At 54.6% G+C, this 20,737-nt stretch carries 18 protein-coding genes; 10 read left to right on the forward strand and 8 right to left on the reverse strand.

Features of this window, described 5'->3' with window-relative positions:
* The first annotated feature begins 157 nt into the window (after window positions 1-157).
* The 6 genes from FYJ63_RS07770 (at window position 158) to FYJ63_RS07795 (ending at window position 6,003) form a co-directional block, all read left to right on the forward strand.
* A complete protein-coding gene (locus tag FYJ63_RS07770) occupies window positions 158-832 on the forward strand; it encodes a hypothetical protein (RefSeq protein ID WP_154545458.1) in 675 nt (224 codons plus the stop codon).
* Window positions 833-895: 63 nt separating this feature from the next.
* Window positions 896-1,990 carry a peptidoglycan-binding domain-containing protein gene (locus FYJ63_RS07775; protein WP_154545460.1) on the forward strand — a complete coding sequence of 365 codons (1,095 nt, stop codon included), beginning with the start codon at window positions 896-898 and terminating at the stop codon, window positions 1,988-1,990.
* Window positions 1,966-2,571 carry an ATP-binding cassette domain-containing protein gene (locus FYJ63_RS07780; RefSeq protein WP_154545462.1) on the forward strand — a complete coding sequence of 202 codons (606 nt, stop codon included), beginning with the start codon at window positions 1,966-1,968 and terminating at the stop codon, window positions 2,569-2,571. The genes FYJ63_RS07775 and FYJ63_RS07780 overlap by 25 nt, the downstream gene beginning before the upstream one ends.
* Window positions 2,568-3,662, forward strand: coding sequence for a hypothetical protein (locus FYJ63_RS07785; protein ID WP_154545464.1), 1,095 nt, complete (start codon window positions 2,568-2,570; stop codon window positions 3,660-3,662). The genes FYJ63_RS07780 and FYJ63_RS07785 overlap by 4 nt, the downstream gene beginning before the upstream one ends.
* Before the next feature lie 173 nt (window positions 3,663-3,835).
* Entirely contained in the window at window positions 3,836-4,711 is an 876-nt protein-coding gene (locus tag FYJ63_RS07790; RefSeq protein WP_154545466.1) for a C39 family peptidase, read from the forward strand.
* A gap of 23 nt (window positions 4,712-4,734) precedes the next feature.
* Window positions 4,735-6,003 (forward strand): hypothetical protein, encoded by a 1,269-nt coding sequence (locus tag FYJ63_RS07795; RefSeq protein WP_154545468.1) that lies wholly within the window; start codon window positions 4,735-4,737, stop codon window positions 6,001-6,003.
* 17 nt (window positions 6,004-6,020) lie between these two features.
* On the opposite strand, the gene FYJ63_RS07800 is transcribed toward FYJ63_RS07795, so the two are convergent.
* The 3 genes from FYJ63_RS07800 to FYJ63_RS07810 form a co-directional block, all read right to left on the reverse strand.
* Window positions 6,021-6,617, reverse strand: a complete 597-nt coding sequence (locus FYJ63_RS07800; RefSeq protein ID WP_154545470.1) for a dihydrofolate reductase — start codon at window positions 6,615-6,617, stop codon at window positions 6,021-6,023.
* Window positions 6,618-6,749: 132 nt separating this feature from the next.
* On the reverse strand, window positions 6,750-7,550 hold the full coding sequence (locus FYJ63_RS07805; RefSeq protein WP_154545472.1) for a thymidylate synthase: 801 nt from the start codon (window positions 7,548-7,550) through the stop codon (window positions 6,750-6,752).
* 86 nt (window positions 7,551-7,636) lie between these two features.
* On the reverse strand, window positions 7,637-8,131 hold the full coding sequence (locus FYJ63_RS07810; RefSeq protein WP_287848199.1) for a DUF2505 domain-containing protein: 495 nt from the start codon (window positions 8,129-8,131) through the stop codon (window positions 7,637-7,639).
* Window positions 8,132-8,307: 176 nt separating this feature from the next.
* Here FYJ63_RS07810 and FYJ63_RS07815 point away from each other — a divergent pair, with 176 nt between their 5' ends.
* The gene (locus FYJ63_RS07815; protein ID WP_277028154.1) at window positions 8,308-9,768 is read left to right on the forward strand and encodes a sensor histidine kinase; all 1,461 of its coding nucleotides are present in this window, start codon (window positions 8,308-8,310) and stop codon (window positions 9,766-9,768) included.
* A 186-nt stretch (window positions 9,769-9,954) separates the two neighbouring features.
* On the opposite strand, the gene FYJ63_RS07820 is transcribed toward FYJ63_RS07815, so the two are convergent.
* Window positions 9,955-10,209, reverse strand: coding sequence for a WhiB family transcriptional regulator (locus FYJ63_RS07820; protein ID WP_154545474.1), 255 nt, complete (start codon window positions 10,207-10,209; stop codon window positions 9,955-9,957).
* A gap of 135 nt (window positions 10,210-10,344) precedes the next feature.
* Complete coding sequence (locus tag FYJ63_RS07825; protein WP_229770067.1) at window positions 10,345-13,164, reverse strand: FtsK/SpoIIIE domain-containing protein; 2,820 nt, start codon at window positions 13,162-13,164, stop codon at window positions 10,345-10,347.
* 985 nt (window positions 13,165-14,149) lie between these two features.
* Between FYJ63_RS07825 and ligA the strand changes: the two genes are divergently transcribed.
* Together ligA and FYJ63_RS07835 are read left to right on the forward strand one after the other, a co-directional pair.
* Window positions 14,150-16,723 (forward strand): NAD-dependent DNA ligase LigA, encoded by a 2,574-nt coding sequence (ligA, locus tag FYJ63_RS07830; protein ID WP_338106882.1) that lies wholly within the window; start codon window positions 14,150-14,152, stop codon window positions 16,721-16,723.
* A gap of 26 nt (window positions 16,724-16,749) precedes the next feature.
* Window positions 16,750-17,979 carry a hypothetical protein gene (locus FYJ63_RS07835; RefSeq protein ID WP_154545478.1) on the forward strand — a complete coding sequence of 410 codons (1,230 nt, stop codon included), beginning with the start codon at window positions 16,750-16,752 and terminating at the stop codon, window positions 17,977-17,979.
* 223 nt (window positions 17,980-18,202) lie between these two features.
* Here FYJ63_RS07835 and FYJ63_RS07840 read toward each other — a convergent pair whose 3' ends face one another.
* The 3 genes from FYJ63_RS07840 to FYJ63_RS07850 are packed head-to-tail and all read right to left on the reverse strand — an operon-like array spanning window position 18,203 to window position 20,247.
* Complete coding sequence (locus FYJ63_RS07840; protein WP_154545480.1) at window positions 18,203-18,628, reverse strand: TA system VapC family ribonuclease toxin; 426 nt, start codon at window positions 18,626-18,628, stop codon at window positions 18,203-18,205.
* A complete protein-coding gene (locus tag FYJ63_RS07845) occupies window positions 18,625-18,906 on the reverse strand; it encodes a CopG family transcriptional regulator (protein ID WP_154545482.1) in 282 nt (93 codons plus the stop codon). The genes FYJ63_RS07840 and FYJ63_RS07845 overlap by 4 nt, the downstream gene beginning before the upstream one ends.
* A gap of 51 nt (window positions 18,907-18,957) precedes the next feature.
* Complete coding sequence (locus tag FYJ63_RS07850; RefSeq protein WP_154545484.1) at window positions 18,958-20,247, reverse strand: phospholipase D-like domain-containing protein; 1,290 nt, start codon at window positions 20,245-20,247, stop codon at window positions 18,958-18,960.
* Between the two features lie 190 nt (window positions 20,248-20,437).
* Here FYJ63_RS07850 and gatC point away from each other — a divergent pair, with 190 nt between their 5' ends.
* On the forward strand, window positions 20,438-20,734 hold the full coding sequence (gene gatC / locus FYJ63_RS07855; protein ID WP_154545486.1) for an Asp-tRNA(Asn)/Glu-tRNA(Gln) amidotransferase subunit GatC: 297 nt from the start codon (window positions 20,438-20,440) through the stop codon (window positions 20,732-20,734).
* Window positions 20,735-20,737: the final 3 nt, after the last annotated feature.

Here is a 20,737-nt window from a genome sequence, read left to right on the forward strand (position 1 = left end):
TTATCGTAACGATATTGATCCGCGTTTGTATTACATAAATGGAGCTTGGGTTGGATCTGCTGGCTCAATGAACTCCGCTACTAGACCTGGGCGTACACTGGACGGTGGAAGCGGAATTCTGCAATACTCGTGAGAAGAACCGAACGTTAGGTAAGCCATGAGAATTTACAGACACGCAGCCATGATGGTGGTGCTATGTTTTTCTGCCCTGCTTTTAGGCGGATGCGCGGACGCAAGCAACGAGGTAAATGGGGCGTATGCTACTGAAATTGCTGAAATATTGAAAAGCAACCAGTCGCCTTTCGTAGAAAAGGTTCTTAAAGACGGTATCATCAGCGATGGCGAAATCGATGAGGCAAAACAGATATTTATCACTTGCTTAAATGAAAACGGCGTGTCCGCTCAATTTGTGCTCAATGATTTCGGAGTAGAGACCTTGTCCACCACCGGAGAGATTACCCGCGCAGCGGAAGAAAGATGCGGGGCAGACGCACCAAAAATCATTAGTCTCTATCAGAGAATGCATGACAACCCCAGGAACGAAGATTTAGACGATGTGCATGCGGCTTGCTTCGTGCGACATGGTTTGGCGCCTAAGGATTTTACTGGCAAGGATCTCAAAGCTCTATACGCATCTCTTCCAACTTTCTCGGCGGGAGGCTCCTGTGACAGTAGCTCCCCGGACTATCATGAATGTTTGGAAGCAGAGAATAGGATAATGAATGAGGAAATTCACAACACTGAAATCCCGATTATAAAACTACCTGGAGGTAGGGAGTTAAACGGAAATGACCAGGAAGTGAATCGTTGTTTAGCCGACCCGCAGTGGTGAGACGAGAGCCATTCGCGGCGAGGAAACGTGGATATTTACAATAAGCAAGGAAAGCGGGACAGATTGAGCAAAACCGAAATGAAAACCCGGCAGCCTTGGCGACTAACTCTGGTGGTCGGGCTCATGTCTCTCGCCCTCGGTTTGTGTCTGGGATTCCTTATCAGCCCGCTCAAGACCCCGGGCGTAAGCGGTGAGGGCACCAACTCTAAAGAACTCGATACTCCCATTTTCGCTTTTCGATCCCCTCAGCGCTTGCCAGCAACTGCGACGCTTTCCGCTGGTGGGGATTTGACAACAAATGTGGGCGGAACCATCACGAAATATGACTGTGCCGTTGGCTCGATTATTGCTTCAGGAACCAGTTTTCTTTCCCTTGATGAGGCTCCCTTACTGGTTCTGCACACAGAGGTGCCGCTGTGGCGCGACCTCGGTCCCGGCGCCCAGGGCGCTGATGTCAGGGCTTTGCAAACCGAACTAAACCGGCTGGGACACGGCGGAACCGTCACCGGAACTTGGAATGCTGGGACAACTGCGGCAGTAAAAAAACTCTGGCTTGTGTTGGGAGTAAAACAGCTCGACACTTTGCCGAGGATACAAGTTATTTGGCTTCCCGGATTGGAAGCCGGGGTCAGGGCTTGCCCCGCAAAACTCGGCTCCACTCTTGGACCTGGCGGATCCGTAGCGACAATAACGGATATCCTTTCCGCTTTGAAAGTAGAGATTCCTCGCGGGGCCCCGCGAGTCGTGGTGGCAGGAGAGGCTCGTGAGGATATTCCTGAGGATGGCAATCTGACTGATAGCGCATTTCTGGCGGCTTATTCCGCCACTGCCAGTTATCGGGCTTGGTCGAGTAATCCCGAAGGACAGTCGTTAACCGTGGAAAGTGAGCTCAAAGAGCCAATAGAAGCAATCACGGTTCCGCCCTCCGCTCTTTACAACATTGTCGGGGACAGCGCCTGCCTAGAGTCGGGTGGTAAGGGATTCGCGGTCAGGATTCTGTCTTCGGAACTGGGGCAGACCACTGTGAGTGCGACAGATGCGGAGTCAGGAATAAAAGCGGGGGAAGATGCTTCTAAAAGTGGAAAGTCACTGCCGAAATCGGTCAATCCTAACCCGGGAAAGGACGCGCCATCATGCGCATCGAAGCCCGCAAGCTAACCCACCGTTTCCCGGGGACTGCTAACCTTTTCGAGAATTTGAGCTTCAACTTGGAATCCGGGGAGATGGTGGCGCTGACAGGACCGTCGGGGTGCGGAAAATCCACGTTGCTGGGGATCCTAGCAGGTTGGGAAAAACCTATTTCCGGGGAAGTCGTGACGGAGGGAAGCGGCAAAATTTCTTGGGTTTTCCAAAACCCGTTGGGTTCCCCAAAACGCACGGTTCTTGACCACGTGGCGCTGCCGTTCTTGGCGCGAGGACTTACTCGGGCGGAGGCTAATCTCCGGGCGGGGGAACTGTTGGAACGTTTCGACCTTGAAAACCAGGCATCGCAGCCCTATGCAACCCTGTCTGGTGGTCAGGCGACAAGACTCATGTTAGCGCGCGCCTTTGCGACGCAACCGGGACTACTGCTGGTTGATGAGCCGACTGCCCAACTCGACACCCACACTGCCGCCTCTGTGAACCAGGTTCTAGGAGCACTAGCTTCGAAAAACATCATTGTCGTCGTGGCTACGCATGACGGGGACACGGCCGCTGCTTGTGGGCGGCAAATCAACTTGAAAGAGTATGCCCCATGATTCGCGGACGAGAGATTTGGCGGGAGGCCTGGAGAGATTATAAAACCGGAGCCGGGGCAGTTTTGCTTGTGGCAGTGGTGTTTCTCGTCACAGTAGGTTTGGCAGCAACTTCCGTGAGTTCTTTTGGGTCGTGGGTTTCTCGCGAGGGGATTCATTTTCGCGAAGCAGGAGCTTCCACCTATGTCTTGCGCGCGGATGGACAGGTTGACCCTTCCCGATGCGACTCTCTGTCAGGAGTGGGGACGATTCAAGCAGCCGGTGCCATGCGGGTTGTCTCAGATACGTTTTTCGCAGCCATGCCTTCCCGAGCGGTTAGTACTCTTGAGGCCACTCCCGGACTGTGGAATGTCCTCGCAGCTAGCGCTCCAGGCGCGCGTTCAAACAACACCGCAGGGATGTGGATAACAGACACGCTGGCTGAAACCCTCGGGGTCGCGCCGGGGGAGATTCTTGACCTCAAGGATGGAAGAAAAGTGGCTCTGGCTGGTGTATTTAGCTGTCCAGATGATGGTCGGAACAGAGATTTGGGATATGCGGTTGTCGCTCCTGTGCCAGCTCGAGGTGATTTTGGGCAGTGTCTAATCGAAGTCTGGCCAAGCGAACCTACTGATGCCAGCTTGGTTTTAGAGGGATTGAAGCCGGGGCTGGGGTCTTCAACTGGGATGGAGATTCCAGCGCCGATGCAGCTCAACTCGAGCTTGGGGAAAACATTTACCGCCGGGAACGCCTGGAGTGGGGTGGTTCGGGTTGGGATATTAGGAGCAGCCCTGACAGGTTTCACAGTAGGGTTTGCGTGGATTTTTGCGCGACGTTTGGTGTTGTCCTCGAATCTTCACAGCGGGGTGGATCGTCTTTCGCTGCAACTCATAGTCTTAGCGGAAGCAAGCTTCGTAGTTTTATTCGCTGTCGTGATTTGGGCGCCAATTGGTTGGTTCGCTGGGTTTTTTGGAGGTGCTCCGGACGGCTGGGTGAGTTTCTTTGCTGGCCTTCGGGTGTTGTTGTCAGGAACAGCAGGACTAATCGTAGGGGTGGTCGTCGGTTTCGGGATGGTGCGGGAATCCCGGTTGTTTAGGTACTTCAAGAACCGCTGATTCCTGGCGCTTCGGCTGCCACCACAGAGCGTGAGACGCTGGATCCCGTAAAGCTCATCTGTGGCGAGTGCGGCGTGAACTCCAGTGGCCCTCCCAATTTTGGGACTGTTGCGACTGAAGCAGCCTTACGTATCATCACAGAGAGAACTCAAACAACAAACAAAGGAGTAATCATGAGTGTCCTAGTTAAATCTAAAGTCTTCCTCGTTACCGCTGTTTTGATAGCAGGTGGTGGGACGGTTGCCTTCGCAGATAACACCGGTGATTCTCCCGAGATTGGTTCAGCTTTCACCGATGCTACTGGTGCCATTCCAAAAGAAGCAAGTGCTCTGGAAGACTACAGCAAAAATTCCAAAATGACTGCATCTGAGGCGGCTTCTTTTCTTGACAAGTTACAGCTTGCGGTTGATGGTGGGGCGTTAAATCTGGAAGAGGCTCGCTCCGAGGCGTCTAAAGAAGGACTTGAACTACGAGGTACTTCATTGCGGGCCAATCCGGATTTTCCCTACAGCCGTGTGCTATCTAATACACCGTATGTTAGCCAGGGACAGAACGGGATTTATTGCGGCCCGGCAAGTGGAACTATGATTGCGCGTCAGTGGGGCAAAAACATTTCAATGGCAACCATGGCAAGCTATATGCAGACCGATCATTATCGTATGACCGATTGGAACCAAGGACAATTCGTGAGTGGATTGAACAGAGCTCTGAAGTACAGTTTTTATGCACAGCATAATTCGCCGAGTGTTGCGGGGATGAATGCGGCATTTCAAGCGACTGTGGGTCACTATGGTCGTCCGATTGCGGCTGATATGGTTGAATTCCGGGGTAGCCACTTGACCTATAACAATCACGCTGAGCCTGCTAACGCAGCTCGGGGTCACTGGATCGTTGGATATGGGTACTCAAGCAACGGAACGGTTGGTATCTGGTACGATCCAGGTGCTGCTTACTTGAATAACCACGGATCAATCGGGGTTCGGACATCCTTCACGGCTTCCAATTCGTTTATGCAGCAGTTTGCGACAGCAAACGGGATAGTGTATTAGGACTAGTCGGAGGGGTTTTCATCGTGTGGAGAATTCGGAACGCTGCGTTGATCGCGGCATTCTGCTTGATTTTGGTCGGTTGCGCGTCTCTTTCCTCCGAGGGGGAGAAGGATGCGACAGGTGCCGCGAAGCCAAAAATTACAGAAAACAGTTCTAAAGCTGAACCTGTGAATCTTATGGACACTGGGCTAGATTTTTTTGCTGAACGCAGTAACTATGTTCCCGATCCGCAACGCATCATGGATTTATATGACCTAATGGATGAGGGGGGAAAATTTCCTTGCGTTCGTGACGCTCAAGCAACTATTCCCATGACATTTGACGAACCCAATGGGGAGCTGTCGTGGTGTCAAGTTTTGAATGATGAATTCAAAATCCTTGAAAAGATTCCATACCCAGAAAACGTTCCAAAAAAAGGGTTTCAGTTGGGTCCCGTGGTAAGAGACGGCGACAAACTGTTGTTTATCATGACCGGAGCGCAAGATGCATCCACCGAGAGTAATTGGTATTTGGTCTACTATGATGGCGCTACCAGTCGGGTCATCTCTCAGAGTAACGCCTACGGTAACTTTGCAATCAAGAATGCTTCCGAACCTTGGTATCTCGGTTTGTGTGGAGGAAAGGCTTACTGGGCGACATATGATATGGCAGGGTCAGAAAAGAAAGAAAATGCAAATATTGGAATTCTCTTCTCCCAAGATACTGCACGATCTGCGGTTCCCAAGCTCTTGTATGAAGATATTACCTCGTTTAACGTGAGTGAGAGTTGTGATATTGTTTTATACTCTCAAAGTGAATCACAGAACGGCGAAGAAGAATCGGCGAAGTATAAACTTATACGAAATGGAGAAACTTCTCGAAGCATAAATATAAAGGGAGACGGGTCTAAGCCCTATCTGTTTAAAAATATGCTTGCTTATACGCAAACCTCTTCTGATGGTTCATTCGATTTGGTTATAATCAATTTGAAGTCAAATCATGCAGATAGGCTTACGGGTATTACTGGATATAACTATTACCTGTATGGGCTTTCTGATGAAATGGTTTATCTTGAAGCGACGCAAAATGAAAAACCTATCGTTTCCTATATTTATGACATTAAACAACGCAGGTTTTATTCCGTTCCGCAATCTTATGTGGGATTGTCTAAAGTTCCTAGCTCGAATTGCAACGGAAAAGCACGTTGTTTCCTTCTCTCTCGCAGCACATCAACGGATATACCTGGAGAAATGAAAAAGCAGCACAAGGTGTTTCTTTCCACGCAGAGCTACGTCTATTGGTCACCTCTGTAGACTAATCAGACCTAGCACTATTGCCGAGGAATGAAATAAAGCACCTTCCAGGCTCCGTCGCCGGAGGGCGTGCGCCAATGCACGTCGGAGCGGGTTTTGTCGAGTTTCCATTTGTTCGGGTCGATAACTGGAGCTTTGGTGAGCTCGGCATCGGGCGGAACCGCGGCGGCAAAATCCAGTTCGGTTACGACCAATAAATCCGCAAGATCCGCGTCCAAGACATCCTGATAAACGCGACCACCGCCGGTGACCCAGACCTCCTCGGTGCCGCGACACATTGCCAGAGCCTCATCCAGACTCCGCGCGATTTCCGCGCCGTGGGCCTCAAAGTTGGGGGAGCGGGTGAGCACAATATTGCGCCGTCCCGGCAAGGCGCCGCCGAGAGCCTCAAAAGAGGCACGGCCAGAAATCACCGGCCAGCCCATCGTGGTTTCCTTGAAATGCTTGAAATCCGCCGGCACATGCCACAGCATCCCGCCGTTGGCGCCGAGGAGACCGCTGCGATCTTGAGCCCAAACCAACCCAAGCTGACCGATATCGTGGCCGGCGCGTGAGGCGCGGGGGGCCGCGGGGGCGGTTTTAACCACCCCGAGATTGGCGGCGTGATTTAGCATTTTGACTCCTCCTAATTTTCGCTATTGCGTTGGTGACTACGCCAGCGGGGTCAGAACCTTCTGGCTACATTCACTTCGTTCACTACGTCACAGAGGTCTGAGCCATCGGCTGTGTCTGATCCGGCGGCTGCGCTACACCGCCACGGGTGCGGAAATCTTAGGGTGATGCTCATAATCCTCGAGGCGAATCATGTCGAAAGTGTAGCCTTCAATCGAATCCGCCTGGTCAAGAGCCAGTGTCGGGAAAGGATAGGGGTCGCGCGTGAGCTGCTCATTCACCTGATCCACATGGTTGCTATAGATGTGGCAATCCCCTCCGGTCCAGACGAGTTCACCGGGTTCCAGGCCGGTCTGTTGAGCGAGCATATGGGTCAACAGAGCGTAGGAGGCAATATTGAAAGGCACACCCAGGAACATATCGCAAGACCGCTGGTAGATCTGTAAAGACAACTTGCCGTCTCCCACCCAACACTGGAAGAACATGTGGCAAGGGGCTAAAGCCATTTGAGGCAAATCCGAAACATTCCAGGCCGAGACCACCAAGCGGCGCGAAGACGGGTCTTGCTTGATGTTTTCAATCAGGTTCGCAATCTGATCCACCGCGCCGTCCTTGGTCGGCCAAGCCCGCCATTGATGACCGTAAACCGGACCCAAGTCGCCGCTCTCGTCGGCCCACTCATCCCAGATATGGACCTTATTGTCTTGGAGCCAGCGAACATTCGTCCCGCCTTGCAAGAACCACAGCAGTTCACCGACAACCCCGTGCCAGTAAAGGCTCTTGGTCGTTATCGCCGGGAAGCCTGCGGACAGGTCATAGCGCAGTTGGCGGGCAAACAAGGATCGCGTGCCGGTTCCGGTGCGGTCTTCCTTCGGGACTCCCTTGTCAAGAATCTCGCGCAACAGGTCTTCGTATTGGTGGTCGACTGCGTTCATGTTTTCCTCTCGTCTAGATTCGGTGAAACGATGGGGGCGTGCTTTCGTGTCCCAAAAGTGGGACGATGAAGCACGCCCCCATCGTTTTAGGAGGTTAGAAACTCTTTGATGACGGTGGTTTCGTGGGCCAGGGCTTGGTCGAGGCGTTTCACCACGGCTCGCTCCAGGCCGGTTCCAATCAGGGGAACGGTACAGGTGACGTCCCCGTGGAGGCGGAAAACCGTGGTGGGAGGCTCACCCTGTCCGGGAGTCGCTTTCAAAGTGGCGCTGGCCTTTGCTGGCACCCCAGTCAACGCCGCACTGATAGAACCCTTGGTGGCATTTCCGTTTTCATCCAAATCCCAAATTTCTACAACTCGAACCTGGATTCCGGAATTTAACATGTTGGAAATCGCAGACACGGTGGCTTCAGGAATGTCGAGCGATGAGGTAACACGTATCTGTTTGCCCGAAACGTTGACATCCACCGACGCGCGCGGATCTAAATCTTTCCAGCGGCTACGGTAATACCCGGTGCTTTTCAACATTTCAGTCACCGACTTGGAGTCGCCGGGACATTCCAAAGTTTTGGAAAACAACACGTTTCGCTCCTGATTCCTCGGTTTAGGCAGATTTGCGTGAGAGCCGGAATCTCAATAATAACGAGTTTCACAGCCATCAAACATTGTAAAGCCTTTTTACCCAAAATTCAGGGGAGGCGCGAGGGCTGAGCCCGTTGGAATTGCCCCAACTCGAGAGAAACGCATAGTCTAAGGTTGTGTCAACATTCACTCGTGAGTTAGGCGAAGCCCCTTTCAGTCCTCTACCCGAAACGGCTGTTGAGCACCTGTATCGTTTGGTGGCGGACTGGCAGATTCTCTCCGACCTTTCTCAGGCCGACCTGCTGCTGTGGCTCGAAAACCGCTACGACGGTTTTTCTTGTGCGGCACATTGTCGTCCCGCCACGGGCCCCACCGTCCACCTTGATGATGTTATCGGACTGTCACTTCCCTCCACGCGCCAGGCGTTGATGGAAGAAGTCCTCATCAGTGGGGAAATCATTGAGAATCCGGTGCGTCGCTGGACCGGCATGAATACGGTTTCGGAGTCGCTGATTCCGGTTCCCTACCAAGGGAAAATCATCGGCGTGGTGGCAGTGGAAACCAATCTCGCCTTCCAAGTCGGAGAAATCGGGGGCGAGGGTTGGTTCAAGCCGGTAGCGGGGCAACTGCGGGGAATGATGGCGCGCGGAGAATTTCCCTACGAGACGACCCCGACAGTTTCTAACCACGGCAATCCCCGCGTGATGGACGGCGCTCTCCTGCTCGACAGTGAAGGAAAGGTGCAACACGCTTCTCCCAATGCTCTATCCGCTTTCAAACGCCTGGGGTTCAGTGGTTCCCTGGTGGGACAGGTCTTGGCTGAGGTGGTGACGCCCCTGGTCGCTACTGGAAGTGTGGTGGATGAGACTTTGGCTGTGGTCTTGATGGGGCGCGCCTCTTGGGTAACAGAGATTGAGGTCAGCGGGGTTTCCATGACTGTGCGGGCGTTGCCTTTGCTCGAAGAAGGTGTGCGCACCGGAGCGCTCTTGTTGACCCGTGACGTGACCGAGCAGCGCAACCGAGAGAAACAACTGCTCTCCAAGGACGCTACGATTCGAGAAATTCATCATCGGGTGAAAAACAACCTCCAAACCGTGAGCGCTCTGCTGCGATTGCAGGCCAGACGCAACGATAACAGCACCGTGAAAGAGGCCTTGGCGGAGGCGGAGCGAAGGATTTCGATTATTGCCACCGTTCACGAGGCCCTGTCGCAAACTGTTGATGAAACAGTCGCTTTTGATGAGACTTTTGGGAAACTTCTGGCGCTCGTGGCGACCGCGGCCAGTGAAGATCACTTTGTGGAAACCAAGTTCACCGGTAGTTTTGGGAAACTGGGAGCAGATGCGGCTTCAGCGCTCGGGGTGGTGCTCTCCGAGCTGGTCACCAACGCGATCGAGCACGGGCTCGCAGGGCGAGGTGGGACGGTTATCGTCAATGCAGAGCGCAACCCAGAGGAGCTTGTTGTCACGGTGACTGATGACGGGGTGGGAGCCGATCCGGAGCAAATCGGGAGCGGTCTCGGGACACAGATTGTGAAGACTCTAGTGAGCACGGAGCTGGGGGGGACGGTCCAATGGGAGCGGCGCAATCCTCCCGATTCCGGGACCCGCGTGCGGCTCACGGCGACCCGACTGTAGTTTTTCAATAGGTTGGAGCGTAGCCACCGGGTCGAACCTCTTTGGCGAAATGAACGAAGTGAATGTAACCCAAAGGGCTCGACCCAGGTGTGGCATGGTGAGTAAAAAACAGCCATGTTGAGAAGCAAAATGTTGGTGGGGCTGCGATTGCAACCCCACCAACATCGGTTTGAGGGAGGAAAAAGCTTAGAGGCTCGAGGCGCGGCGTTGACGCGCATTGCGACGCTTCAACGAGCGACGCTCATCCTCAGAGGTGCCACCCCAAACTCCGGAATCTTGATTATTATCTAAAGCCCACTTGAGGCAGATCTCAGTAACCGCGCACGTTGCGCAGACCGCCTTCGCCTCTTCAATTTGGGCTAGAGCAGGTCCAGTGTTGCCAACCGGAAAGAACAGTTCCGGGTCAACCGTCAGGCAAGCTGCTTGATCGCGCCAGTCCATACATACTCCTTGCGTTATTGCGAAAGTTTTTGTTAGAGATTTGTAAAACTTTCGCGTCTGTAAATTTTCGACTTAACTAGAGTGACACTCTAAAGCCACATTTTCAAGACATGTAAACGGCCAAATCGTTGAATTCTATGTGAGATGCCTCACATTTGACTTGGGAAAGAGGAGAGGGGAAAGTCCTTTTTCGTCACTAAAAATAGCCGGAAAATTGGTTGTGACCTGGAGTTTTCGAAGTGTCTCCGGATCGGTTTGGAAGGATGAGGCCAAGCGGTGACGCACCTCCGCCGATTTGCTTAAAGCGAGAATGTTCGTTCTCGAAATGGCAAAGCGAGGGGGGAGCTTTGTTAAATTCTTCGAAAAAGTCCCAGGTGAAACCAGTTCTAGAATTGTCACGTCAAAGTTCAGCATCTTCTCAAATGACTCCCAGAAATTTCTCAGATTAGACTGGTTGTGTTCGGAATTGGATACTACCAGGAGAGTTTTCCCCTTATTCTGTTCAACTTCGTAACTTTCGACATCTTGGATGACATAACCAAGGCGGCGATATTCGCGCTTCAATTGAGACACCAACCCCCGTAAAATCGCAGCATCCTCAACCTGCCAATATCTTTGGGGCGAGAAGGTGGCCCAGTCATTGCGCTCGCTAGCCCATCCGAGAGTCACGGCATTTTCGAATTGCGGGATATCGGCGGGGCCAAGATCCCGCGGCAGTTCCGCCAGCAGCTGTGACAACCCGCGGCGCTCTAATGGGGAGGACGACGTGACAGCCCTTGCTGAACTCGGCAGACCCACCTGCGCCTCCACACAAGTCCCGTCAAACTGCCACACCCCACGCCCCGGGGCAACAGTCGAAGGCAACACCTCAGCCAAACGCACCCGCGTCCCCACTGCCTCGATCCCGCCGGTATGAAGATCCACCGTGTCGCGAGGCATCAAAACGAAACGCTCGGAGGCGAGCGTACCCCACGAGGATCTGCCGACTGAAAGCGGAGCGCTAAAAGCCACACGGTAGCCGCCCGCTCCCGCACCGCTAAGAAATCCTTCCAAACGTTTATTGCCCTGACCGGGACTGATACGTTCGAAAGCGTCCGCAACTAAGTCAGCGCGATCCAGCAAAACCGCTACACCCTCCAGGTTCCCTTCGGTTGCCAACACCGCGAGACGATCTAGTTGCCACAGGTCCTCGGGAGAAAACACCACCCTCTCTCTGGGATCCGCGGCGACGAGGTTAGCAAAATGCTGCGGGGTGGGGGAGACGATGACTAACTGATGGGCTTGAATCGCTTCACCAACTGCCAAAGTCAGCAAGCTAGTGGTTCGTCCCGTCCCTGGATTGCCGAAGATGCCGAAGAGGCCCTGAGGCTCGCGCCACTGCTGAGAGCCGAGTTGTGGCCAGTCGGTAAGGGCAAAAGCGCCGGGTGGAGCGGTGCGGGAATCCGGCAATTCGGGTAGCCAAATTTCGGGGAGTTTCGAGGTGGTGGCAGTCGGGAAAATCTCCTGGAATCCTCCCCAAGCCTCTTTGATGATCCCAACCGTTTCGGTGGCCCAGGAGCCTGACCCGCACCATGCCGCTTGCGCCAGACCCTCGTTCAACCCCTCCCAATAGAGACGACCCGGAATCGCGGGCAGCTTTGCCGCGCGAGAGTCTCCCAAAACATCGCTGGAATCGGCGCCGGTTCTCACGCGAAGCGCGATACGAAGATTCGCGTTGGCAAGGATCTGGCCGTTCACGATTCCGCCCGGCTTCTGGGTGGCGAGAATGAGGTGGAGCCCGAGAGACCGACCGTGGGTGGCTAGGCGAATCAGGTTTTCCATGACTTCCGGATGATCCATGGCGAGCGCCCGAAACTCGTCAACGACAATCATGACGCGGGCAAGACGCTTGCCGGTGAGGTGGAAATAGTGGTCTGTATCTCGCGCACAGACTCTAGCGAGTTCGGTTTCGCGGGCTTTCAAGAAGGCTTGCAAGGATTGCAGGGCTCTCGCGGTGAGGCGCGGCTGGAGATCTGTCAGCACCCCGTGGACGTGCGGGAGGCGCTCGAGCTCCCCAAACGCTGCCCCACCTTTGTAATCAATCAGGATAAAACGCAGGTCAGTCGGCGAATATTGCAAAGCGAGCCCCAGGAGCCAAGTCGTCAAGAGTTCGGACTTCCCAGCTCCGGTGGTCCCCGCGACCAGGGCGTGTGGCCCTTCGGAAACGAGGTCGAGTACCCACGGCGTTCCTTCTCCGGTGAGACCCAGGGTTGTGGTGAGGCCGACCGCGGGGGCGTTCCAGCGGCTGGTGATGGCCTCCGGGGTGACTTCCCCGAGTAGGTCCGACCCAACCACGCGGGGGAGAGACTCTCCGGGGTCGGGTTCAGCAAGGGCCAGCTCGGAAGGGTTTGCTTCGAGGGCCATTTTGAGGCTCGCGAACCAAGCCTCTCCCAAACGTCCGCGTTTGGCTTTCAGGTACATGATTCTTTGCGCCCAGCTCGGAGGTCTTTCGGCGATGACGAGAGCGACTTGGTGATCCGAACATGCAGGAGCGTCTTGAGGCGCGAGGACGCGAATCTCGAGCTTGTATTTGTCGTTCTCGGTTTTCACCGCTTGCCAGGGCTCGGGATTCTTAGGGCTCAAATATCCCTGACCGTAAAGGAGCGCTTGGCCAACAACCCAGCGCGCGAAACCGGCGGCTCCCGGGCCAGTTAGGCAAAGATTCTCCCCCGCGGGAAGCTCTAAAATCCGGCGCTTCCAGCGGTTTCCGCTATAGACGCGCAGCGCTGTGGGGTTCTTCTCGGTTTTCCGAGGGGGAGTGGCCCCCGCGAGCCAGATTCTCTCGGCGGTGGGGACAGAGCGGGCGCGGTGAATCAACCACAGAAGACCAATCAAGGCGAGAACGCCGATGATAAAGAGGATTCTCCAGCCGATGAAGGCGCCAAGACCGAGCATGAAAACCAGCGGCAGGAGCATGAACCACCTCCACCGTTTCGACCCGGGGCGCGGGGCTGGAGGGGGATTGAGACGTAAATCTGTGGGGCGATTCGCTATCCGGAGCCGCGTTTGTCCCAGCAACAAGCTACGTCCGGGCTTGAGGCGTATGCCCCGAGCGGTGGGCTCGTCTTTGACGGGGGACGGTTGTCGTTTTGTGCGTCCCCAGAGTCTGGTAGCGCGCAATTTGTGGCGCAAAAATGGGGTTTTCCACACTCTATACACAGGGGCAGAATTTGGCAGCGGAACTGCTCGAAGCGTTTTCCCACGCCGGAGGAGTTTCAGATTTTCGCGAGACATAGTCGGGTCATCAAAGCCGTTCAATCGGCCAAAAATCCCTGGAATCACGGGCAAAACCTGGCCTCGGTTGGGGCCTGATTGCACAATCCACAATCGGCTCGATTCCAGTGCGGCCCGAGGTTGTAAGAAATTTTCCATGAGGTCAGGGTAGAACGGTTTGTCAAATTTTCACAGAATAAATTCACAGCCTGTGGAAAACTTTGGATTTGCCCCTGTTGAGCCTGTGGAAAACCTCTTTTTTAAGCTCGTTAATTTCGCCGTCCATTTGAGAATTCATACGGCGCAGTTCTGTTGGCCGGGCGCGTCCGATGCGTCGTCGCTCGACCGGCTCGCGCGGGACAGAAGGGGAAGTTCCCCCTCGCGATGTGCGATTTTATTGTCGCACATCGCTCACCCCTCAGTCCCGCGCTGAGTCCGGATCTTCGCTCCTCCGCTTGTCGCGCCCTCGTAAGTACTATCGTTGCGTTCCGTGGTTGGCAACAGTGGGCGGGGCTTTCAGTAGTTTTAGCGAGACTCAACGACGAGAGCAATTGGGGCGTAGCGAAGCCGGCGGGTCAGACCTCTCTGGCGTAATGAACGAAGTGAATGTAGCCAGAAGGGTCTGACTCGTCCGGCGTAGCGGACGAAGGGAAATTTTGGGGTGGGGGTGGCAAGTTAGGATAGGGGTGTGAAGAAAATTAAGGGAATTCCGGCTGAAATTTTGGCTGAGCACCAAGCGCTGGTGGAAACCATTAACGCCGCGCGCACAGATTACTACGACCGGCCTGATGAGACGGGAACCACTCGGCTTTCAGACGCGGAATACGATGCGCTGTTTGTCCAGTTACAACTCCTGGAAAAGACCTATCCAGATCTCGTCACGCCTGATTCCCCGACCCAAACTGTGGGCGGTGCTGCGGGATTAACCACGGGCGCCGCGGAAACTGCCGGCTTCCCGCCGCACACCCACGCACTCCCGATGCAATCCCTTGATGACGTTTTCTCCTACGAGGAAGTCGACGCGTGGTGGGCGCGCGTCGAAAAAGGGCTCAACGGTGCGACCTTCACAGTCTCAGCCGAAGTAAAAGTTGACGGACTCGCGATGAGCCTCACCTACGAAAACGGCGCGCTCACTGTCGGCGCGACCCGCGGGGATGGTAGAGTCGGCGAGGACGTGACCGCAAATGTGCGAACCATCGCGACCGTGCCGAAGCGACTTGGGGGCGAGGTCATTCCGAAACTTATCGAGATTCGTGGCGAAATCTATCTTCCGCTTGCTGATTTCGCGAAAATGAACGCCGAACGTGAAGAAAACAACGCGGCTTGGGAAGAAGCCAGAGCGAAAAACGAAAAGACCACTCTCAAGAAACTGCCGATCTTTGCCAATCCACGCAATGCCGCGACCGGTTCCTTGAAACAAAAAGACCCTGCGGAAGCAGCGAAACGTCCGCTGGCATTCCTGGCTCACGGAATCGGGGAGGTGCGCGGCTGGCCGGAACGCGCGCCGGCGCTCGACACCCAGGAAGAGTTTTACGCCCAGCTTCACGAGTGGGGACTTCATTCGGTGCGTGAAACCCCGGCGGAACTGGGGATCGAGCTGGCCGGTCTTACCTCGCTAGCCGAGGTCCACTCCGTTCTCGATGCCTTGACAGCCCACCGCCACGATTTCAGCCACCAAATCGACGGAGTCGTCCTGAAAGTAGACGACCTCAAAGCCCGCGACCGCCTCGGATCGACCGCCCGGGCCCCGAGATGGGCTTGCGCCTACAAGTTCCCGCCCGAAGAAGTCCACACGCGCTTGCTCGGAATCGAAGTCCAAGTGGGCCGCACTGGACGCGTGACGCCTTTCGGGGTGATGGAGCGCGTGTTGGTTGATGGCTCTTATGTTTCCCGCGCGACTCTGCACAACGCTAAGGAAGTCGCGCGTAAAGATGTTCGCCCCGGTGACACAGTGGTCCTGCGCAAGGCCGGAGATATTATTCCCGAGATTCTTGGGCCCGTCTTAGCGCTTCGCCCCGAGGGATTGCCGGCCTGGGTGATGCCTGAGTATTGCCCGTCTTGTGGGGCAAAACTCGGTCAACAAAAAGAGGGCGACATTGATTTGCGTTGCCCGAACCAGTCGGGCTGTCCGGCCCAAATCACCGAGCGGCTCATCCACGTGGGAGCGCGCGGGGCGCTGGATATTGAGGGGCTTGGCGAAGAAGGCGCGCTGGCCTTGACCCAGCCGGAGGCCGGGCGCGGGGATGTCGCGGCGGCGCTGGCGGCGGGCGGACGTTGTGTTTTGGAGGACGGCGAGGAAATTCGAGTTCCGGAAGGCAAAGAAGCGAGTCTCGAGGCCATCGAGGCGCATTTGCCGCCCGCCCAGACGCCGGTGTTGCGCTCTGAGGCCGGCTTATTCGCCCTCACTCCCGAGGATTTGCGCGATGTCATGGTTTGGCGTGAGATTCCAGGGACCGAGGGGCGCGATTGGCAGCAAGTGCGGTTCTTTTGGTCCAAGCCGAGGACCTTGAATAAGACAGAGGCCGAGACGAGCGGGCGGAAACTCGGCGAGCCGGAAGCGGGGAAAGTCGTAGAGACCTTTTTCGCCCAACTCGAGGGAGCTCGCGCCAAGGAAACCTGGCGGGTTTTGGTGGCGCTGTCGATTCGCCATCTGGGGCCGGTTGCCGCCCGCGCCGTGGCTCGGCGTTTCCCGAGTTTGGAGGCCTTGCGCGGGGTTAGTGAGGTTGAGCTCTCCGAAGTGGAGGGCATCGGTCCGGTTATCGCCGAGTCCATAGCGAGTTGGTTCGAAGTCCCGTGGCACCAAGAGATTGTGGAGGCCTGGGAGGCCGCTGGCCTGGGGCGGGGTTCAGAAAAGGGGAACGCTGGTGACGGAGTGACTCTTGCTGATTCAGCAACTGCCACTGGTGAACCAGGGTCGCCAGGCGGGATGGCTCTTGCTGAATTCGGAAAACTCGACGCCCCCGCAAACTCAACCGTTTCCCCCGCAAACGCCACTGCCGACCTGCCCCAAACGCTCGCCGGCCTCACCATCGTCATCACCGGCAACGTCCCGGGTTTCACCCGCGAATCCGCGCAACTGGCGGTCGAGGACCGCGGCGGGAAAGCGACCAGCTCGGTTTCCAAAAAAACCGACCTCGTCGTCGCGGGCGAAGGCGCGGGCTCTAAACTCGGAAAGGCTGAGTCTTTTGGTATCCCCGTCCTCCCCTCCGACCAATTCCCCGCCCTCCTCGAAAAGGGTTTTAAACCGGGCAACTTTTCATAGAATTAGAAAGAACCTAGGGAGGCTGTATGAGTCAGAATAATAACGCTCAGGGGGAAACGAGTGGGAGCAAGAATGAAGCTCCAGTCACTATTTTTGGAGATGGTGATTCTTCTGTTGCCATCGTCGAGTTTCAAGGCCAATTGCGAGAACAGCTGGTTGAAAGCCTGAACCGCAATCTAGTTTTGACAGGCAAATACGCATCGGACGCTAAGGCCATTTCCCCTCAAACAATGGAATCAGCTTTGGTTGCAGGCACCGGTGCAGGATTAAGTGCCTTATCCGCAATGGTAGCCCCCACTCTTTATGTTGCCACCGCTAATCCTGCCACTTTGATGCACTTCGGCGGGGGTTTAGGGAGCGCTGTGATGGGGAGCGGTGGCATCGTAGCACAGGCTCCTTTTATACCGGTGGCTGCGACTCTTCCCGCGGTTCTTCCCGTCCTTGCCATGCAAACGCTTACAACTGCCGTAATTTTGAAGCAATTTTCCAGACTAGATAAGAAGATTGATCTCGTCAAAAAGAAAGTTGAGGAAGTCATATCTCGCACTGAGGCAACGCATGTGGGTGAGCTTATTTCCGCAGCGAAAATCGTTGATGAAGTTTATCGCCAGTACGAGATTTCAGGCGAGTTTTCAAGGGATATGCTGATTCGCGCGGCACTTGCCGAACATGATGTCAACCGTCTTTACGAGAGGTATCGGTTGCTTGTGGAGGGGCGTGACGATGGTAACTTCAGGGACGAAAACGATATTCAGCAAGCGAATTTTGATGTTCACAGCGCTATGCTTTCTTCATTCTTGCGCCTCCGACTTGGCTTTCTTCGTATGTGCATAGATATGCAAGAAAACCCTCGAACAGTGAAGGAATCCGTGGAGAACATTAAGCAAACTTTGCGTTCAGACAGGGATTTTTGGGAAATGATGCTCAGTCGGTCGGAAAAAATTCGAGAGTCTATGACTGAACTGGAAAAGAAATTGGGCGACATGCATGTCGTTGAAAAAATAATGCCAGGTTTTAACGGAGACCATGCTGAGAAAGAGAAAAAGCTAAAACTATTGAAAGACGCTTATGTTTCAACATTACAGAGCGAAAAGAATCTCGCTCAAGGGTTTACATCGCTTATAGATTCCGCTAAGAAGACTTTGCAGGTACTCGATAGACCAGAATTAGAATCAAAGAACGCACCTAAATTGCTTTATTGGAAAGACGAGACAGGAGCGCATTCTATTACTACAAATGAGTTGGACATTTCTTAGGCTAAGTGAATGAGACTGAATAGCTTTTGCCGGGTGCGCATTCCTGTATTATTCTTGGCGTATGGCGGTAATGTAAATCCCAGGTGCGCCAGAATACCAGGCGGAAATTCTAAAGATTATGGCGAAGGAAGAGGGAAATCCCTTAGCGCTTTTATAAGCTCTTGGAGTGCGGAAATGACGTGTAATCTCTTACAAAACCGACCCAAGTGGGCGCAGCAGTCGCTCAATCAAGTGGATTAACCCATGAAATGCCGGGAAAGCGAGCAAAATCTTGATCCGCGGAAACAACCGGCACGCCGTATGTTTTGGATAGAGCTGCCAGCATTGCATCGGGGATGAGTTTGCTTGTGAGCTCGGTTTTCCCGGAAATCTCGCGAAAATTCTCCCAGGTTTCGAGCGAAGGTTGCGGAATCCACACCCCAGGCAGCTGCAGCCATCCATCGACAATGTCACGCGCCTGTGCAAAACCCAGGGGGGTGGGGAAAATCCGCGGATTCGTGGTAATCCTCATGAAAGCCGTTATCGTTTGCATCGGCAAACCAGTGCGGGTTGCGGAATTGAGCTGGGTTGTAAGCCAGTTTGCACACTTCGTGTGGTGCAAAGAGTCCGCATCGATGGCGTAAATCAACACATTCACATCGAGAATCATTTGTTTTTACGCGCTTTCTTGTGTGCCTTAGTCTTGGCTTCGCCGAAGTCTACTTCGTCAAGATAATCCAACAGCTCGCCGGTGGATTGCAGGTCAAGACGACTGGCTCCGAGATGGAAGGTTGGCAGTGAATAATCAGCGGCATCGTGCCGGGTATCGGCACCAATTCCACGTCGTGCCAATGTGTTCAAAGCGTCGCTTAAACCGAGACGTTCACCGGCGCGAATTCGGTCAATCTCAAGGAGAACATCATCGTCCAAAGTTACTGTAGTACGCATGTACCTATTTTAGCATCTTGATGAATACCTGGGTGCATCAAATCATCAAAGCTACAAAACTGAACCAAGCGGGCGAAGCAGTCGCTCAATGAGGCGGGTCAGTAAAGGCCGCTCCTCCCACTCGGCCAGGGTGAGTTGCCGGGCATTCGTGAGGTCGTTGCGGAAAACCTCTTCCATCTGAGAGGCGAGTTTATGGGAGTAAATCTCCATATTGATCTCGTAGTTTCCAGTCATCGAGAGACGGTCAATATTCGCGGTTCCGATTGTCGTCCACATTCCGTCGACGGTGGCGGTTTTGGCGTGAACCATTGCGTTTTGGTAGAGCCAAATCTCTACTCCCGCCTCCAGCAGGGGCGAATAGAATGAGCGCGCCACCCAGTCTGCCGCAATATGGTTCGACACCTCGGGGATAAGGACTTTCACGTCGACCCCGCGGTTTGAAGCCTCCGTGAGTTCATCCAAAATGTCCTTGTCGGGAATGAAATAGGCCTGGGTAATCCACACCCTTTCCTGCCCCTTGGAAAGCGCATTGATATAAAGCCCCCGCACGGGAAACAGCAGTCGATGCGGCTCGTTTTTTGCCGCTGTTATGTCCGCGCACCACCTGGTCGTGGGGTACTGCGGGAGATAGGGCAGCCGGTGTTTGCGCAGATGCGCATTCCAGAAATCTGTGAAGGCGTTGGCGAGTTCAATCGGGGCAACGCCCCGGATTCTGAGGTGGGTATCGCGCCACTGGGTCGCGTAGAGTGAACCGATGTTGTAGCCCCCCACGAAGCCGACCTGGTTATCAACAATCAACAACTTCCGGTGGTCGCGACCCGTGGAGCGAATCGAGAGGAAGAAAGAACGGAACAGCCCGAACCGCAGGACGTGGAGGTGGGACATCTTCGGGAACTTAGTGAATGCGGGCGGCACATTGAGGTTTCCCAAAGCATCCCAGATAATAAAGACATCTACCCCGCGCTCGGCCGCCTCGATGAGGGCATCTTTGAACAGCCTCCCGACCTCATCACTTTTCCAGATGAATGTCTCGAAAAACACGTTGCGCTTGGCGCCGCGAATCTCGTCGAGCATCGCGGAATAGACCTCGGATCCGGAGGTGAAGACTTGCATCTCGTTGCCGTGGACTTCGATTTCGGGGAGGTCTGTCACCGGAAAAGGTTTCGCGGGGGTGGGGCGCCAGGCCCGCAACGTATCAATCGCGACCGTGATGGCTCCGGCAATCAGCTCAAAAAGGATGAAGGCGCCGAAAACTCGACTGGCAATACGGGGGAGTTCTGCGGGCATCTTGAGGGCGAGGTCAGCAAGGCGCGTAAAAAACCGCGCAATCCTTCGAAACATGCCTCCTCGAACGCCCATAAACTCAACCTTAGCAGGATTTTATTCTTGTCCTTCACTCTGTAACTCGGGAAAATTTGGGCTTTGCTGCCATATATGCCACTCATGGCCAAATTTTCCTGGGTTACAGAGACACTTACGGATATAGTCCCGTCTTTTAACCGATTTTCACCCAATCCACTAGACTCGAAGCATGTCCACAATAAATGCTGATGAAGTGCGGCGCGTCGCTGGCTTGGCCCGAATCGCGCTCACGGAAGATGAAATCCAAAAAATGGCCTCCGAGCTCGAAACCATCGCTAATGCAGTTGCGAAAGTTTCCGAGGTCGCCACGCCGGACGTGCCGGCGACCTCCCACCCGATTCCGCTTACCAATGTTTGGCGCGAAGACGAGATTGGCCCGACCCTTGACCACGAGGAAGTGATGGCGGCAGCCCCGCATCCCGACCGCGGCATGTTCGGGGTTCCGAAGATTATTGGGGAGGAATAAAAC

It is taken from the genome of Mobiluncus porci (assembly GCF_009695935.1).
In the GTDB taxonomy this organism is placed as follows: domain Bacteria; phylum Actinomycetota; class Actinomycetes; order Actinomycetales; family Actinomycetaceae; genus Mobiluncus; species Mobiluncus porci.